A 16,198-nucleotide genomic window follows, 5' to 3' on the forward strand; every position below is an offset into this window, starting at 1 on the left:
ATGTCGAAGGAGAGTTGGAGACCGGTCACCTCGCACCTGCCGTGGGCACGGTTCCGGACGGCCGTCCCGGTGTTCGTCGGGCTGTCCGGCTTGGCGATGCTGGGGATCCGCGTCTACTACCTGGTGGTGCACGGCATGAACGGGTTCGACCTGTTCATCGCGTTGTTACTGGTGGCGTTCACGCTATCGGCGTTTCGCTTGAGCGTGGCCGGGCTCTCCCGCGGGCCCGCCGGGCTGCGATGGCGGTCGATGACCAAGACCCGCTACTTCGCCTGGAACGAGATCGCCGGTTTCGAACTGCGTTCCCGCAAATGGCGCGGGGTCACCGTTTCCGGTCTCACCTTCGTCACCACCGCGGGCGAGGCGATCAACACCGAGGTGATCATCGGGCCGAATGACCCCCAGCCGTCCGTCGGCCTGTACTCCGCGGAGGAGGTCGAAGACCTGCTGGCGGAGTTGGAGGCTCAGCGGGCGGTAGAAACTAAGTCATGATCACCCAGCGCGCCCTTGAGCCCACGCCGATCCAGGTGTCCGAAGAGGTCCTCGAGGACCTCAACGTCCGTCTCACCCGGACTCGTCCGCCGTGGGACGAGGGGAATGAGGACTGGGGCTACGGCGTTCCGGCCAGCTACCTTCGTGAGCTGGCCGGCTACTGGCGCGACGGTTACGACTGGCGCAAGGCCGAGGCCGCCATCAACGCCTACGAGCACTACCAGGTGAGCGTCGCGGGTGTGCCGGTGCACTTCCTGCGCAAGCCCGGGCGCGGTCCCCGGCCGATTCCGCTGATCCTGACCCATGGCTGGCCGTGGACGTTCTGGCACTGGTCGAAGGTGATCGATCCGCTCGCCGACCCGGGCGCGTTCGGTGGTGACCCCGCGGACGCGTTCGACGTCATCGTGCCGTCCCTGCCCGGCTTCGGGTTCCCCGGTCCGCTCACCGGCTTCCCGGACGTCAACTTCTGGAAGGTCGCCGACCTCTGGCACACCCTGATGACCGAGACACTGGGGTACGAGAAGTACGCCGCCGGGGGCTGCGACATCGGCGGGATCGTCTCCAGCCAGCTCGGCCACAAGTACGCCGACGAGCTCTACGGCATCCACATCGGCTCCGGGCTGCCGCTCGACTTCTTCACCGGTCCCCGCGCCTGGGACTTCGCCCGCAACCGGCCCCTCACCGACGACCAGCCCGCCGAAGTCCGCGCCCGCACCATGGAGCTGGACCGCCGCTCGGCCTCCCACCTCGCCGTGCACCTGCTCGACGGCGCCACCCTGGCCCACGGCCTGAGCGACTCACCCGCCGGACTGCTCGCCTGGCTGCTGGAGCGCTGGAACGCCTGGAGCGACAACGGCGGCGACCTCGAGTCCGTCTTCACCAGGGACGACCTGCTCACCCACGCCACGATCTACTGGGTGAACAACTCCATCGCCACCTCGATGTGCTACTACGCCAACGCCAACCGCTACCCGTGGACGCCGGCCCACGACCGCACACCGGTCGTGCAGGCCCCGGTCGGCCTCACCTTCGTCGCCTACGAGAACCCGCCCGGCATCCACACCACCGAAGAGCGCGTCCGGGCGTTCACCACCGGCCCGCAGGCCGAGTGGTTCAACCACGTCAACGTCAACGCCCACGAGCACGGCGGCCACTTCATCCCCTGGGAGAACCCCGACGCCTGGGTGGGCGACCTACGCCGCACCTTCCGCGGACGCAGGCCCTGAACCGGCACACAAGCGGTCCAGGGCCGACTGGCTCTCGGCGTCCGCGGGGCGGAAGATCACCAGGCGCTGGTCCGGGTCTTCGAGGGGCGTGAGCACTTCGAAATCCACCGCGAGCACGCCGGCGCCGGGGTGTCGCAGGACCTTGTGCCCGCGGCCGTTGACCTGGATGTCCCGCTCGGCCCACAGGCGCGCGAAGTCCTCGTCGCCGGTGGTGAACTCGGCGATGAGGTCGGTCAGCACCCGATCCTCCGGGTACGCCGACCACGCGGCGCGCAGGTGGGCGATCCCTTCCCGCACGACGCGTTCCCGGTCGACGTAGTACTCGCGGATCTCCGGGTGCAACAGGCACAGCCACATCGCGTTGCGCTGCGACGGGGGCAGGGTGTCGAAGTCCACCAGCAGCTTCGTCAGCTCACGGTTCCAGGCCAGGAGGTCGTACCGGTGGTTCACCAGCATGGCCGGCAGCGGCGACAGGTCATCGACCAGCCGGGCCAGGGGCGGTGGCGCGGTGGTGGCGGGTTTGTCGGGATTGCGGGGGCGCTGCCGGGTCAGGTTGAACAGGTAGGAGCGTTCGACGGGGGAGAGGCGCAGCGCCTGGGCCAGCGCCTCCACCACCTCCGCTGAAGGCCGCAGCCCGCGACCCTGTTCCAGCCGCACGATGTAGTCGACGCTGACCCCGGCCAGTTCGGCGACCTCTTCGCGGCGCAGTCCCGGGGTCCGCCGGGCCTGCCGACGCGACGGCAGGCCGAGATCGTCCGGATCCAGTCGTTCACGCCGGGTTCGCAGGAACGCGGCCAGCTCCACGGTGTGGGTCGTCATGTCCGGTGCAACAGCGAGGGTGGGACTGGCCTTCCCAGGAACCTCCGTCCCTTACCCCCGGCTCGCGGCGGGACCAGCCTGGTGCTCGGCACATGATCACGAGCACAGGAGGACACGATGTCGCTCACCCTCGACACCTACCGGCTGCTGGGCCGCTCCGGGCTGCGGGTGTCACCGCTGGCGCTGGGCGCGGCGACCTTCGGCACCGAGTGGGGCTGGGGAGCCGAGCAGGACGAGGCCCGCAAGCTGTTCGACCACTACGTCGAGCGCGGCGGCAACTTCATCGACACCGCCAACACCTACACCGACGGCAGTTCCGAGCGCCTGCTGGGCGAATTCGCCCGCGACAAGCGCGAGAGCCTGGTGCTGGCGACGAAGTACACGACGCAGCGGCGGCCCGGCGACCCGAACTCCGGGGGCAGCCACCGCAAGAGCCTGTTCACCTCGGTGGAAGCGAGCCTGCGCCGGCTCGGCACCGACTACCTCGACCTGCTCTACCTGCACGTCTGGGACTTCACGACCCCAGTCGAGGAGATCCTGCGCGGTATGGACGACCTGGTCCGGCAGGGCAAGGTCCTGTACGTGGCGATCTGCAACGCCCCGGCCTGGCAGGTGTCGCGCATGCAGGCGATCGCCGACCTGCGGGGCTGGTCGCCGCTGGTGGCGCTGCAGATCGAGTACAGCCTGATCGAGCGCACCGGGGAACGCGACCTGATCCCCATGGCCCGCGAGCTGGGGCTGGGGGTGGTCCCGTACTCACCGCTGGCCGGCGGGGTGCTCACCGGCAAGTACACCCGCGACGACCTGACCTCGACGAAGGACGACGGCACCCGCAAGAGCTTCAATCGCGCCCTGGGCACGGTCACCGAACGCAATCTCGCCATCGCCGATGTGGTGACGGAGGTCGCCGCCGAGCTGGGCCGCACCCCCGCCCAGGTCGGACTGGCCTGGACGCTGCAGAACCCGGGCGTGACAACCCCGATCATCGGCGCCCGCACCCCCGCGCAACTGGAGGGCAATCTGGGCGCACTGGAGATCGACTTCACCGCCGCCCAACTGAACCGCCTGGACGAGGCCAGCGCGATCGAGCTCGGCTACCCGCACGACATGCTCGCCAGTGACCACATCCGCGCGGTGACCACCGGTGGCCTGAAGATCGAAGCCCGCCGCTGACTCACAGGGGCGGGTCCACCCGGTGGCGGGTGTGGCGCTCGTAGGCTCCGGCCAGTTCGAACAGGAGCGGTTCGGCGAACGGCCTGCCGAGCAGTTCCAGGCTCGCGGGCAGGGACCGGGTGTAGCCCATCGGAACGCCGATGGCCGGGAAGCCGGTGTTCTCGCTCCACCTGGTGAACACCCCGCCCTGCTCGACACCGATCGGCTCCGGCGGTCGCATCGCCGAGGCGTACCCGATCGCGTCGAGCCGTTCGTGCGCCATCACGTCCAGCGTCTGCTCGCGCAGCGAATCGCGGTTCCGTAACGCTTGCTGGTAGTCCACATTGGATTCGAGGCCGTCCGGGCCGACTTCGATCTCCCGGTCGAAGGCTTCCTTGGCGTAGGGGGTGTAGGCGCCGGAGGCGTGCAGTTCGGCGAACGAGCGCACCGGCACGTCAGGCCCGGCGGCACGCAGGTAGCCGGTCATGTCCCGGTTCGCCTCGAAGGTGATCACCGAGGACCCGCCGAGCAGGTCGCGGTCCGGTGCGGGCAGGAAGACCACCGCGGCCCCGAGCCTGCGCAGGTCGGCGGCCGCGCGGTCGAGCAGGGCCAGCACGCCCGGATCGTCCTCGCCGAACAACGACAGTCCACTCCGGACGATGCCGATGCGCTTGCCGTGCAGGGACCCGTGGCGGGCGTGCCAGGCGTAACCCCGCTCGGGCAGGACCCCGGCGACCAGCTGCAGGCCGGTCGCCACGTCGGCGACCGTGCGGCCCAGCGGGCCCGGGGTGTCCTGGGTCAGCGCCCGAGGCATGGTGCCCGCCCTCGACACCAGGCCGACTGTCGGCCGCACGGTCACCACGCTGGTGAACGCGGCGGGGATGCGCAGCGAGCCGCCGGTGTCGGTACCGAAGGCCAGCGGGACGTAACCGGCCGAGACCGCGGTGGCCGGGCCGCCGCTCGAACCGCCGACTGTGCGCTCGGTGGCGTACGGATTGCGCATCGCGCCCTCGAGCGAACTCACGCCGTACACCGCGGCGGCGAAGTCGTCGAGGTTGCCCTTGCCCAGGATGATCGCCCCGGCCTGCCGCAGCCGGGCGGTCACCGTCGCGTCCTCGCGCGGCACCCAGTCGACGAACAGCGGCGAGCCACCGGTCGTCGGCAACTCCGCGGTGTCGATGTTGTCCTTGAGCACCACGGGAACGCAGTGCGCCGGTGGCAGTGCCGCGCCCCGATGGGCATCCTTGTCGCGGGCTTCGGCCATGGCGTCCGGGTTGACGGTGATCATCGCGTGCAACGTGGGGCCGGTCCGGTCGAACGCGGCGATGCGCTCCAGCGCCGACCGGATGATGTCCGTGCAGCTCAGGCGATGGTTGGCCAGTGCGTGGTGCAACTGGGCCAGGGTCAGCGTGTGCGGGGGTGCCGCGGCTGCCGGCGGGGCCACCAGGAGCACTGAGAACAGGGCGAGCACCAGTGCGCGGTGGGCGATTGTCCACCCGTGTCCCTTGACCGGCTGCTTCCGCCGAGCCCACGATGTCGGCAGCGAGGGTGCTTTCACCGACCGATGGGCAGGTGACCGCGTCATGGTGTTCCTCCGCCGGTCTGGCATGGGCGTCCTCGTCCTGTCGCTGCTGTGCGCCGGTGTTCCCGCGGCCGGCGGGAACACCGTGAACAGCACGGACACCTTCGATCCCACCACGTACGTCAATCCGCTGACCGGGACCGCGCCCGGCGATCCGGAGCTCAACGCCAAGATGGGCGACGGCTGGGGCAACGGCAACACCTATCCCGGCGCGACCCTGCCCCACGGCATGACGCAGTGGAGCCCGGCCACCCCGAGCGCCCCACCAGGGGGTTACTCCTACGAAGACACCGAAATCACCGGGTTCGGTCTCACGCACGAATCCGGCGCGGGCTGCCCGATGTACGGCGACGCACCGATCATGCCGGTGCCAGAACCGCCCGCGGTGTCCCCGGCCACCGACCCCGCCCGCTACCACAGCGGTTTCCGCCACGACGACGAGCGAGCCGCACCCGGCACCTACTCGGTCCGGCTGGAGTCCGGGATCGAGGTTCGCCTGGCGGCCGCGCTGCGCGGCGGTGCCGGAGCGTTCACCTTCCCCGCCGGTGCGGACGCCACGCTGCTGGTCGACGCGGGCGGCAGCGCCAACGGCGCGAGTGCCGCGAGCGTGCGCATCCTCGGCGACGACACGCTGGTCGGCCAGGTCACCAGCGGCGAGTTCTGCGGCGCTCCCGCGACCTACACGCTGTACTTCGCCTACCGCTTCAGCCGCCCGTTCCGCGCCCACGGCACCTGGTCGGCCGACGCGCTGACGCCGGGCGGGCGATCCGCCGACGGCCAGGAATCCGGTGGCTGGGTCACCTTCGACGAATCCCGGGTGGAAGCCACCGCCGGGATCTCGTTCACCGACGCCGAGGGCGCGATGACCAACCTCGAAACCCTGTCCCACGACCAGGTCGCCGCCGCGGCACACCGGGCCTGGCGCACTGAACTCGGCCGGATCCGGGTGGCGGGCGGCCGTGAGGAGGACCTTCGCACCTTCTACACCGCGCTCTACCACGTCATGCTCGGCCCGACCGTGTTCAGCGACGCCGACGGCCGGTACCGCGGCTTCGACGACCGGGTGCACCACGTGCGTCCGGGCAGGCTGCAGTACGCCAACTTCTCCGGCTGGGACACCTACCGCACGCACATGCAGCTGGTCGCCCTGCTCGACCCGCGGCGGGCGTCGGACATGGCGCAGTCGCTGGTCGACGCGGCCCAACAGAGCGGATGGCTGCCGCGGATCTCCTTCGCCAACCGGCACACCAGCGTGATGGCCGGTGACCCGTCCAGCCCGATCCTCGCGGGCGCGCTCGCCTTCGGTGCCCGGGACTTCGACACCACCGCCGCGCTGGCGGCCATGGTCCGCGGGGCCACCGTGCCGGGCGATCCGGCCACCGGGTACGTGCCCAGGGAAGGCCTGCGCCACTACCTGGACCACGGATACCTGCCGATCGGCCTGATCGACCGGAGTGGCGCGGCCGGGATGACGCTGGAGTACACCACTTCCGACTTCAGCATCGCCCAGTTCGCCGCCGAACTGGGCGACCGGGGGACGGCCGCGGAGTTCACCCGCCGCGCCCAGAACTGGCAGCACCTGCTCGATCCGGGGACCGGTTCGGTCGCGCCCCGGCTGGCCGACGGATCGCTGCTGCCCGTACGCGGTCGGTCCCGGATGACCGGCTGGGTGGAGGGCAGCCAGGCCCAGTACGCCTGGATGGTGCCGTACAACCTGGACGGCCTGGTCACGGCGGCGGGCGGCCCGGAGGCGGTGGTCGCCCGGCTCGACGACCACTTCGCCAAGCTCAACGAGGGTTCGCGCTCACGTCACGCCTTCCTCGGCAACGAGCCGAACCTCGTCACGCCGTGGGTCTATCACGCGGCGGGAGCGCCTTGGCGGACGCAGGAGGTCGTGCGCCGGGCGCAGCGCGAGCTGTTCTCCGCGCAGCCGGACGGGTTGCACGGCAACGACGACCTCGGGGCGATGTCGGCGTGGTACGTGTGGACCGCGCTCGGCCTGTTCCCGGCCATCCCCGGCCGCGCCGAGCTGGCGCTGACCACGCCACTGTTCCCGAAAGCCGTGCTGCAGCGCGGTTCCGGGCAAGAGTTGGTGATCCGCGCGCCGCGGGCGCCGGACGCCGGTTACCTCCGCGAGGTGACGGTCAACGGCCGTGCGCACGACCGCGCCTACCTCGAGCCGGACTTCGTCGAAACCGGTGGCGTGCTGGACCTTCGGCTCGGCGACACCCCACGGCGGGACTGGGCAAGCCCCGGGCTGCCCAGCTTCTCCGAAGGCCAGGCACCGGTGACCGGCGCGATATCGGGCACGCACCTGCGCTTGCAGGGGTTCACCGATCAGCCGGTCACGGTGAACTGGGCGCTAGACCCGTTCGCGGACCTCACAGTCACGCCCTCGTCGGGCACGGTCACCATTCCCGCCGGTGGCCGGGTCGACGTGCCGTTGTCGGTCCAGGCCGCCGATGGCGCGGCCGAAGGCTATCGACGAGCGACGCTGCATCTGTCCACAGCAGACGGGAAGCAGTGGCCCGCACCGACCGCTCGGCTGGTCGTCGCGCCACCGGACAGCCTGCTCCGGGTGGCCGACAGCCTCGGCGTCAGTGCCGACGACCGGCCGGAACAAGCCGATCTCAACGACTACGGCGGCAGCTATTCGGCACAACTGCTGGCGGAGTCGGGCTTCACACCCGGTGCCGAGGTGGTCCGGGACGGGGTGCCGTTCCGCTGGCCCGCCGCCGCTCCCGGAGAGCCCGACAACGTCGTGGCCCACGGGCAGACGATCCCACTGCCCGGCGCACAGCCGGGCGCGCCGACGCTGGGCTTTCTCGGGTCCGCCCTCGGCGGTCACGGCCAGGGGACCGGTTCGGTCACCTACACCGACGGTTCCACCGGCACGTTCACGCTCGCGTTGTCGGACTGGACGCTCAAGGGCGGCAGCGTGCCCGCCCTGCCGGGCAACCGGGTCGCCGCGGACATGCCGTACCGCAACTACCCGGCGGGACCCGACCACACCCGCACGTACCTCTTCTCCACCTCAGCCGCGCTGGACCCGGCCAAGACGGTGGCGAGCGTGACGCTGCCCGCCGACGTCGCAGACCGGGACCTGCACGTGTTCGCGATCGGAGTGGGCGGATGACCCGGGCACTGCGGCTGGTCGTCGCGCTGGTACTGGCTTTCGGGCTGGCACCGGCGCCGCTCGCGAGCGCGACACCGGTGCCGTCGATCTTCCCGGTGCCGCAATCCTTGGTGGTCCAGGGCGACCCGATCACCGTGCCGCCGGTGGTTTCGCTGAACATCGGCGCCACGGCGGATTCGGCGACGGTGGCCGAGGTCGAATCCATCCTGCGGGACTGGGGCGTGCGCGAGATCCGCCGCGATCGCCCGGCGCCCCTGACGATCTGGCTGGGCACGCCACAGGAGAACCCCGAAGCCGGTGAAGCCTTGCGGTGGCTCGGGATCGACGGCCCGGAGGGCCTGCCCGCGGAGGGCTACGTACTGGCGTCCGGGCGGAACACCGTGGTGCTGTCCGGTGTGGACGGAACGGGTTCCTATCGCGCGGCGGCCACCCTGCGGCAGTTGCCGAGCACCGCGGGCGGTCGTACCCGGTTGCCCGCGGTCCAGGTGCGGGACTGGCCGTCGATGCCGTGGCGCGGTCTCGTCGAGGCGTTCTACGGCCCGGCGTGGACCACCGCCGACCGGCTGGCGTACCTCGATCTGGCGGCGACGGTCAAGCTGAACACCTACGTCTACGCCCCCAAGGACGACCCCTACCACCGGGAACGGTGGCGTGAGCCGTACCCGCCGGACCAGCTGGCCGAACTGGGCCGGGTCGCCGGGCACGCGCGCGACCGGCACGTCCGGTTCGTCTTCGCGGTCTCGCCCGGCCTGGACATCTGCCACTCCGCGCCCGCCGAGCTCGAAGCGCTCACCCGCAAGGCCGACGCGCTGTGGCAGCTCGGCGTCCGCGACTTCGCGGTGTTCTTCGACGACATCGGCGGCGGGCTGCACTGCCCGGAGGACGAACTCCGGTTCGGCGGCGACCCCTCGCCGCTGGCCGCCGCGCAAGCACACCTGCTCGGCGAGTTCCAGCGCGCCTTCCTGGACCTGCGGCCGGGCGCCGGGCGCCTGATCACCGTGCCGACCGAGTACACCGGCGTCAGCGGATCGGTCTACCAGCACCGATTCGGCGAACTGGTGGCGCCGGAGGTGCTGATCTACTGGACGGGTGCGAGCACGGTGCCCGCCACCATCACCGGGGCGGACGCGGCCAAGGCCGGCGCGGTCTTCCGCCACGAACTGCTCGTCTGGGACAACTACCCGGTCAACGACTACGAGCCCCGCAAGCTGTTCCTCGGCCCGCTCACCGGCCGGGCGGCGGACCTCCCGGACCACGGGATCGCCGGGCTGACCGCGAACCCGATGCCGCAGGCACGGCCGTCGGCCCTCGCGCTGCTCACCTCCGCCGACTACAGCTGGCATCCCGCCGCGTACCAGCCGTCGAAGTCGTGGCAGTGGGCGATCGGGCACCTGGGCGGCACAGCCACCGGCGCGCTGCGGATCTTCGCCGACGCCGCCCGGTCCTCACCGCTGGATCCGGTCGAAGCACCCGAGCTGGCTTCGCTGATCGACGCCTTCTGGGCCGATCCGGGCGGCGCGGCCGGGGCGGCGCTGGCCGATCGGTTCGCTGGGATGGCCGGTGCGGCCGGGCAACTGCGGGAAGGCATGAACGATCCCGCCTTCGTCGACCAAGCCGGGCCGTGGCTGACCAAACTGCGCTGGTACGGCGTCGCCGGGCAGGCGCTGACCGAGGGGCTGCGCGCCGAACTCCGCGGTGACGACACGACCGCCTGGCGGCAACGGGTGCTCGCCGGCCGCGCCGCGACCACGGCGAGCGAGGTCTACGAACAAGTGGCCGCTGGGGTGGTGCGCCCGTTCCTGGAGCGGGCCACGGCCGCGAGCCAGGTGGTCACCCTGGAGGCGGGTGACGGGCTTTCCGCCTCGGTGCGGGCGGGGGAGACCCCGATCGCCCGGGTCGAATTCCGCAGCGGCGGCACGGAAATCGGCCAGGACGCGACCGCGCCCTACGAACTGGACTGGTCACCACCGCCGGGGCGCCACGTGCTGACCGCGCGAGCCGTCGCGGCCAACGGCGAGGTGGTGACTTCGGCGCCGGTCCGGATGACCGTGGGGGATCCGCCACCCGCGCTGCTGCTCACCGGAACCGAGCAACCGGCGGCCGACGAGTCCGTCCGGGAACGCCTGGAGTACCTCGGGTTCCCGGTGGTCGCGGTGCCCGCGGCCGCCGCCACCGAAGCGGACGCCACGGGCAAGGCGCTGATCGTGGCGCCGTCGACGATCGCCTCCAGTGACCTCGGCACGAAGTTCCGCGAGACCCCGGTGCCGCTGCTGACCTGGGAGTCCTTCGCCTTCGACGACCTGGGCATGGCCGGTGCGGTCGGGGAGACCTGGCGCGTCGACCGGGTGCGGATGACCGAAGCAGCCGGTCCGCTGGCCGGCGGGCTCACCGGGGAGCAGGTCGTCTACAAAGGACCGAACCGGGTGCGCTGGGGAGTGGTGCCGGACAGTGCGGAACGCGCCGCCACCATGCCGGACGACCCGGCGCTGGCGACGTTGTTCGGCTATCCGACCGGCACGCCGATGCTCGGCACGACCGCGCCGGCTGCCCGCGTCGGCCTGTTCCTCGGCGACGACGGCCTGGACCCCGACGTGGTCACGCCCGCCGCACTGCACCTGTTCGACACCGCGGTCCGGTGGGCGGTGAAACTCCCGTCGCGTTCCCCGGCGTAGCGCCGGGAACCTACAGCGCTTCTTCGATGGAGTGGTACAGCTTCAGCGCGTTGTCCAGCCCGGCGATCTCGATGGGGCGGATGACGCAACTGTTGCTGTCCACCACGAGTCGCGGCCGGGGGGTGTGGCGGGAGGCGTCGAGCAACGCGGTCAGCCCGGCGGCGTTCAGGAAGCCGACCCGGGTCAGGTCGACGATGCAGGGATCCGGGTGCGCCTGGTCGATGGCGGTGGTCATCGCGTCCAGCAGGGCGGGCGCGGACTCCATGTCGACCTCTCCGACGACCTCGACCACGAGGGCACCCGAAACTCTCCGGTGGGTGATGGTCAGCCATTCCGGCGGCGGGGTCGTTCTGGCCGGTTCGCCGAGTGCTTGCTGTGGCACCGTCGCTCCCTTCGCGCGATGGAGGCTCAGCTGGGGCGTGGTCCGCGGGGTGCGGCAGCCAGGTGCGGGGCGTGGCCGCTGCTGCCCGGCTGGTCTAGGGCCAGTTCGGCCCAGACGGTCTTGTGGTGGCCGTGCTGCTGGACCCCCCACGAGGACGCCAGCCGGTCCACCAGGAGCAGTCCTCGTCCGCCGGTCGCGTCCGCCGGGCGGATCGCGGGTTTCCCGGACGAGGCGTCGTCCACTTCGATCCGCAACGATCTTCGCTGGTCGATCAGCCCGAACCGGCACAGGCGCGGCGGCGCGCCGTGGCGGTGGGCGTTGCTGACCAGCTCGTCCGCCACCAGTACCGCGTCGTCGACCAGCAGCCCGGCTTCGCCGGAGAGCAGGTCGCGGATCCGCTGCCGGACTTCCCGGTTCCCGGTCACGTCGAGATCGCACACCGCGGTCAGCGGTACCGGTTCGGCTCGCTGCTCACCCCAGGACTGTGTCTCCACGGCCATCCACCACCCTCATGTCGGCCCGAGTCTCGTGCGGCATAGATACCCCGGCAGTCGCACTGGTCAAACCTGCCGCCGTCCACGTGCGGTTTGTGCCGAGCGCATCTCGGGTACTGCGGCTGCTAGTTCCGACAGCGGGAGGTCACACAGTGCAGATCCAGGTCAACACCGATCACAAAATCGAGGGCGGCGAGCGGCTGGCCGCCTACGTGGAGACCGAGCTCGCGTCCGCTCTCGCCAGGTTCGACGGGTGGCTGACCCGGGTAGAAGTGCACTTCAGCGAAGAAGGCGCGGGACGGACCGAGGACAAGAAGTGCGCGATGGAAGCCCGGCCGGCGGGTTCGCCGCCGGTCGCGGTCACGCACCACGCGGCGACGGTCGACGAGGCCTGCAGCGGCGCGGTGGACAAGCTGGCCAGCGCGTTGGACACCAAGTACTCCCGCGCCCACGACCACAAGGGTGGTGAGAGCATCCGCCACCTGCCGGTGACCCCGGAACCGATCTGAGCACGCACGTGGCGAAACGGCCCCTTGGCAGCATGCTGTCAAGGGGCCGTTTCACTTCTAGCCCGCTGAGCGGGTGAAGGTGACATGCGTGACGCCGCTCGGCGAGGACGTGGCTTCCACCTGGTAGTGCTCCTCGAGCCCTTCGAGCCCGTCCCACAGGCGGACGCCTCTGCCGAGCAGGATCGGGACCACCACGATGTGCAGGTAGTCGACCAGCCCGGCGGCGAGGAAGTCGCGGATGACCGTGGGCCCGCCGCTGAGCCGCACGTCCAGGCCACCGGCGGCTTCACGAGCCGTCTTCAGCGCCTCGGCGGGGGAGGAGTCGATGAAGTGGAAGGTGGTGCCGCCCTCCATCTCGATCGACGGCCGGGTGTGCTGGGTGAGGACGTAGACCGGGATGTGGTAGGGCGGGTTGGCACCCCAGGCGCCCTTCCACTCGGGGTCTTCGTGCCAGCCGGGGTGGCCGAACATCCCGGCGCCCATGATCTCCGCGCCGATCGCCGGGTCGCGTTCGGCGAGCGAGCCGCGCTGCCGGGCGAAGGCGTCGTCCACGCCACCGCTGCCGCCGGCCTGCCAGAACCGGGTGCCGAACATCCATTCGTGCAGCCGCTGCCCGGCGTGACCGAAGTGCGCTTCGCTGCTCTGCCCCTCACCGGTGCCGAAGCCGTCGAGGGAAATCGAAAAGTTGTGCACGCGGACGAGTGACATGGCTGCTGCTCTCCTCGGTTCGGGAACTCGGTTTGCCCTACGAGAAGTCAGACCGGCGGCGACCGGAAAACTCATCGCTACCCCGGTCCCGAGTCAGCTCAGGGCGTCCAGTCCGTGCTGCCAGCGTTCCCGTCGCTCGGCGGAGTCCTGGTCCCACCAAGGCGTGCCGCGCTCGCCCAGCGCGACTTTGGCGGTGTGCACCCGTGCGCGGGCCTCGCGTTCGGCGTCGGTGTCCTGGTCGCGGCGGGCCGCGCCGACGTCCCGGCGGGCCCGCATCAGGTGGCTGCGCAACCGGGCCGCCGCTTCTTCCGGGATTTCGGGGTCGGTGGCCCGCCAGCGGCGGCCGTTGACCACGATGAACCGCCCGTCCGGCGTGCGTTCCGGCTCAGTCATCAGCGTGCGGTGGCAGCTGGATCCGGATCGGGCCCTGCCATTCGGCGTCCGGATCGAGGGTTCGGCCCTGTTGGGTGAGCCGCACCTGACCGGCCTTGGCGAGTTCGCGGGCCAGGTCCCGGGCCTGCGGCATCAGGGGGCGCCAGTCGTCGGCCACCGCCCTGGCCGCGTCGGACGGGCAGGTGCTGCTGTCCTCACCCCGCGCGCAGGCCAGCGCGAGGATGGCGGCCCGCAGCTGTTCTACCGGGGATCTGGCGGTCAGCGCGAGGCGGGCCTGCTCCGCGCCGGGGCCATCACCGTCGCGCGTCCGCTCCAGTTCGCGCCGCGGCCCGGGTACCTCGGTCATGCCGCCAGAATCGCACCGATCCGCTCACCCCGCCTGGCGGCGCACCATCTCGGCGATCCAGGTCGGCGCGAACGGCGAAGTGCAGTTCGGCGGGGTCGGGTAGTCCTTGAGCACTTGGAGGCGCTCACCGATGTCGATCGCGCGGGCGCGGTGCTCGGCGTGGTCGATGCCGATCTGCGCCAGGCAGTGGTTCATCGCCCATTGCAGCCGGGCCGGCGCCTTCTTCATCTCCGCCTCGATGACGTCGAGCAGGCCGGTGAGGTCCAGGCCGTCGGGCTTCTTCGCCACGCGATCGGTGGTCAGCGCCCACCCGGCACTCGCGACCACCGGATCCGCGTCGGCGAACCAGGCCAGGCGCAGGTCCTCGACGTGCGGGCTCTTCTTCACCACGTAGTTCACCAGCCAGTCCTGCACCTTGGGGGTGCGGGCATCGCGCACCATGCCGTCCAGCTCGTCCGACCCGAACGCCTTCGGACGGCAGATGAGCAGGGCCAGCAGCCTGGCCGCGGTGTCGCCCGTCGCCCAGAGCTCACGTGCGAGGTCCTGCTGCGTCTTCAGCCGCTTCGCGACCGCACGCAGCTTGGTGAGGTTCACCCCGTGGTCGTCACCGTGCTTTTCGTTCACCGCACGTGCTTTCGGGTCCTCCAGGGTGGCCAGCTCGGCCATCACCTCGGCCACCGTCGTCTCGGCCACTTCGGCCTCCTCCCAGAACTCCGTGGCACGCAGGATAAGCGGCGGCCCGCTCCCTGGCCGTGATCAGGCCGTCTTGATCGCGCCGCCGTCGATGACGTGGTCCGCGCCGGTGGTGCTGCCCGCCAGCGGCGAGGCCAGGTAGGCGACCAGGGCGGCGACCTCCGCGGGCTCGACGAACCGGCCGGTGGTGACCCCCATCGCGGCAGGCACCTGGCTCAGCAGGTCCGCGTGCGGCACGCCCATCGACCGCGCGAGCTCCGCGCCGTAGCCGTCCGGGGACTCCCACAACGGGGTGCGCACCGGGCCGGGGGAGACGGTGTTCACCCGCACGCCCCGCGGGCTGACCTCCTCGGTGAGCGCCTTGCCGAACGCGGTCAGCGCGGCCTTCGCGGTGGTGTAGGGCATCGGCCCGGCGTGGGGGACCCGGGCGCCGTTGGACGAGATGTTCACGATCGTGCCCTTGCGCCGCAGCAGGCTGGGCAGGGCGGCGCGGGTGGTCCGGACCGCGCTGAAGAAGTTCAACTCGAACGTCTGCTGCCACTGGTCGTCGTCGAAGGCGGTGAAGCCGCCGGTCTGGCGGCCGTCGCTGTCGCCGCCCCCGACGTTGTTGACCAGCACATCGATCTCCCCTAGTTCGGCCAGCGCCCGTTCGACGAGCTGGACGGGGCCCTCGGCGGTGGACAGGTCGATCGGGACCGCGACCACGCCGGACGCGGCCAGCTCCGGCGGCACGGTGCGCGAGCCGGACACCACGCGCATGCCCTCGGCGAGCAGCGAGGTGACGATGGCCAGGCCGATGCCGCGGCTCGCGCCGGTCACCAGAGCGGTCTTACCTGCCAGTTGAAGATCCATGTCGCTCACCCATCTGCATCAGCTAAGACCCGAGTGGTCTCTTAGTTGCGACACTACTGTTGCAACTAAGAGCTCGCAAGGGTCGTGCCTGTAGTGTTTCGCCCTGGCGAGAGGAGGCTGCGGTGACACAGCAGGATGAGGTGCGGCGGCCGCGGCGTGCGGACGCCGAGCGCACCGTGCAGGCGATCCTCGAGGCAGCGGAAAAGGTGCTCAGCGCCGATCCCACGGCGTCCATCGAGCAGATCGCCGCGGCGGCCGGGGTGGCCCGGACCACCGTCCACCGGCGGTTCGCCACGCGGGACGTGCTGATCGACGAGCTGACCGCCTGGGCCGCCCAGCGGTTCCGCGAGGCGGTGCGCCGGGGTCGCCCGGAGACCGCCCCGCCCCTGGTCGCGCTGTACCAGGTGACCGCGAACGTGCTGGACGTCAAGATCAGCTGGGGCTTCGCGATGAGTCGCACCTCCTCGGCCGACTCCCGGGTGGCCGAGGTGCACGACGAGGTGCGCGAGGAGTGCGATCGCCTTTTCCTCCGCGCGCGGGACGCCGGGGTGATCCGCGCCGACGTCGACCTGGACTGGGCCCGCCGCGTCTACTACGCACTCATCCACGAGGCGACCCAGATACCCGAGCCGGTGGACACGGACGCGCTCGCCACGCTCGTGGTCGACACGGCTCTGCGGGGAATCGGTGCCGGCGGCGGACTCTGACTGGCACCTCCCACAGTTGGAGCGTCCACCATGGT

The 16,198-nt window shown here is 71.1% G+C and carries 16 protein-coding genes; 7 read left to right on the forward strand and 9 right to left on the reverse strand.

Going from position 1 to position 16,198, the window contains the following annotated elements; translation table 11 throughout:
• A complete protein-coding gene (locus tag JOM49_RS27410; protein WP_209667086.1) occupies nucleotides 1-492 on the forward strand; it encodes a hypothetical protein in 492 nt (163 codons plus the stop codon).
• A complete protein-coding gene (locus tag JOM49_RS27415; RefSeq protein ID WP_209667087.1) occupies nucleotides 489-1,718 on the forward strand; it encodes an epoxide hydrolase family protein in 1,230 nt (409 codons plus the stop codon). The genes JOM49_RS27410 and JOM49_RS27415 overlap by 4 nt, the downstream gene beginning before the upstream one ends.
• Here the strand turns inward: JOM49_RS27415 and JOM49_RS27420 are convergent.
• Nucleotides 1,686-2,537: a helix-turn-helix domain-containing protein gene (locus JOM49_RS27420; protein WP_209667088.1), complete on the reverse strand. Its 852-nt coding sequence runs from the start codon at nucleotides 2,535-2,537 to the stop codon at nucleotides 1,686-1,688. The two genes, JOM49_RS27415 and JOM49_RS27420, sit on opposite strands and share 33 nt — an antisense overlap.
• 117 nt (nucleotides 2,538-2,654) lie before the next feature.
• On the opposite strand from JOM49_RS27420, the gene JOM49_RS27425 reads away from it, so the two are divergent.
• Entirely contained in the window at nucleotides 2,655-3,710 is a 1,056-nt protein-coding gene (locus tag JOM49_RS27425) for an aldo/keto reductase (protein WP_209667089.1), read from the forward strand.
• 1 nt (nucleotide 3,711) lies between these two features.
• Here the strand turns inward: JOM49_RS27425 and JOM49_RS27430 are convergent, their stop codons facing one another.
• Nucleotides 3,712-5,133, reverse strand: coding sequence for an amidase (locus JOM49_RS27430; RefSeq protein WP_209667090.1), 1,422 nt, complete (start codon nucleotides 5,131-5,133; stop codon nucleotides 3,712-3,714).
• Between the two features lie 139 nt (nucleotides 5,134-5,272).
• Between JOM49_RS27430 and JOM49_RS27435 the strand changes: the two genes are divergently transcribed.
• Both JOM49_RS27435 and JOM49_RS27440 read left to right on the forward strand, forming a co-directional pair.
• Nucleotides 5,273-8,407, forward strand: coding sequence for a GH92 family glycosyl hydrolase (locus tag JOM49_RS27435; protein WP_209667091.1), 3,135 nt, complete (start codon nucleotides 5,273-5,275; stop codon nucleotides 8,405-8,407).
• Nucleotides 8,404-11,079, forward strand: a complete 2,676-nt coding sequence (locus JOM49_RS27440; protein WP_209667092.1) for a beta-N-acetylglucosaminidase domain-containing protein — start codon at nucleotides 8,404-8,406, stop codon at nucleotides 11,077-11,079. Before JOM49_RS27435 ends, JOM49_RS27440 begins: the two co-directional genes overlap by 4 nt.
• A 10-nt stretch (nucleotides 11,080-11,089) precedes the next feature.
• On the opposite strand, the gene JOM49_RS43360 is transcribed toward JOM49_RS27440, so the two are convergent.
• A complete protein-coding gene (locus tag JOM49_RS43360; RefSeq protein ID WP_209667093.1) occupies nucleotides 11,090-11,461 on the reverse strand; it encodes an STAS domain-containing protein in 372 nt (123 codons plus the stop codon).
• Nucleotides 11,462-11,487: 26 nt separating this feature from the next.
• Nucleotides 11,488-11,961 (reverse strand): ATP-binding protein, encoded by a 474-nt coding sequence (locus JOM49_RS27450; protein ID WP_209667094.1) that lies wholly within the window; start codon nucleotides 11,959-11,961, stop codon nucleotides 11,488-11,490.
• A gap of 146 nt (nucleotides 11,962-12,107) precedes the next feature.
• On the opposite strand from JOM49_RS27450, the gene JOM49_RS27455 reads away from it, so the two are divergent.
• Nucleotides 12,108-12,464: an HPF/RaiA family ribosome-associated protein gene (locus tag JOM49_RS27455; protein ID WP_209667095.1), complete on the forward strand. Its 357-nt coding sequence runs from the start codon at nucleotides 12,108-12,110 to the stop codon at nucleotides 12,462-12,464.
• A 57-nt stretch (nucleotides 12,465-12,521) separates the two neighbouring features.
• On the opposite strand, the gene JOM49_RS27460 is transcribed toward JOM49_RS27455, so the two are convergent.
• The 5 genes from JOM49_RS27460 to JOM49_RS27480 all read right to left on the reverse strand — a co-directional run bounded on the left by JOM49_RS27460 (nucleotide 12,522) and on the right by JOM49_RS27480 (nucleotide 15,456).
• On the reverse strand, nucleotides 12,522-13,172 hold the full coding sequence (locus JOM49_RS27460; protein ID WP_209667096.1) for a dihydrofolate reductase family protein: 651 nt from the start codon (nucleotides 13,170-13,172) through the stop codon (nucleotides 12,522-12,524).
• Nucleotides 13,173-13,265: 93 nt separating this feature from the next.
• Complete coding sequence (locus JOM49_RS27465; protein WP_209667097.1) at nucleotides 13,266-13,565, reverse strand: hypothetical protein; 300 nt, start codon at nucleotides 13,563-13,565, stop codon at nucleotides 13,266-13,268.
• Nucleotides 13,558-13,911, reverse strand: a complete 354-nt coding sequence (locus tag JOM49_RS27470) for a DUF3253 domain-containing protein (RefSeq protein WP_209667098.1) — start codon at nucleotides 13,909-13,911, stop codon at nucleotides 13,558-13,560. Before JOM49_RS27470 ends, JOM49_RS27465 begins: the two co-directional genes overlap by 8 nt.
• A 24-nt stretch (nucleotides 13,912-13,935) precedes the next feature.
• Entirely contained in the window at nucleotides 13,936-14,604 is a 669-nt protein-coding gene (locus JOM49_RS27475) for a DNA alkylation repair protein (RefSeq protein ID WP_308158894.1), read from the reverse strand.
• A gap of 63 nt (nucleotides 14,605-14,667) precedes the next feature.
• Nucleotides 14,668-15,456, reverse strand: a complete 789-nt coding sequence (locus JOM49_RS27480; RefSeq protein ID WP_209667099.1) for an oxidoreductase — start codon at nucleotides 15,454-15,456, stop codon at nucleotides 14,668-14,670.
• Between the two features lie 122 nt (nucleotides 15,457-15,578).
• Between JOM49_RS27480 and JOM49_RS27485 the strand changes: the two genes are divergently transcribed.
• Nucleotides 15,579-16,163 carry a TetR/AcrR family transcriptional regulator gene (locus tag JOM49_RS27485; protein WP_308158895.1) on the forward strand — a complete coding sequence of 195 codons (585 nt, stop codon included), beginning with the start codon at nucleotides 15,579-15,581 and terminating at the stop codon, nucleotides 16,161-16,163.
• Nucleotides 16,164-16,198 lie beyond the last annotated feature (35 nt).

Origin of the sequence: Amycolatopsis magusensis (assembly GCF_017875555.1) — a bacterium.
Taxonomy (GTDB): domain Bacteria; phylum Actinomycetota; class Actinomycetes; order Mycobacteriales; family Pseudonocardiaceae; genus Amycolatopsis; species Amycolatopsis magusensis.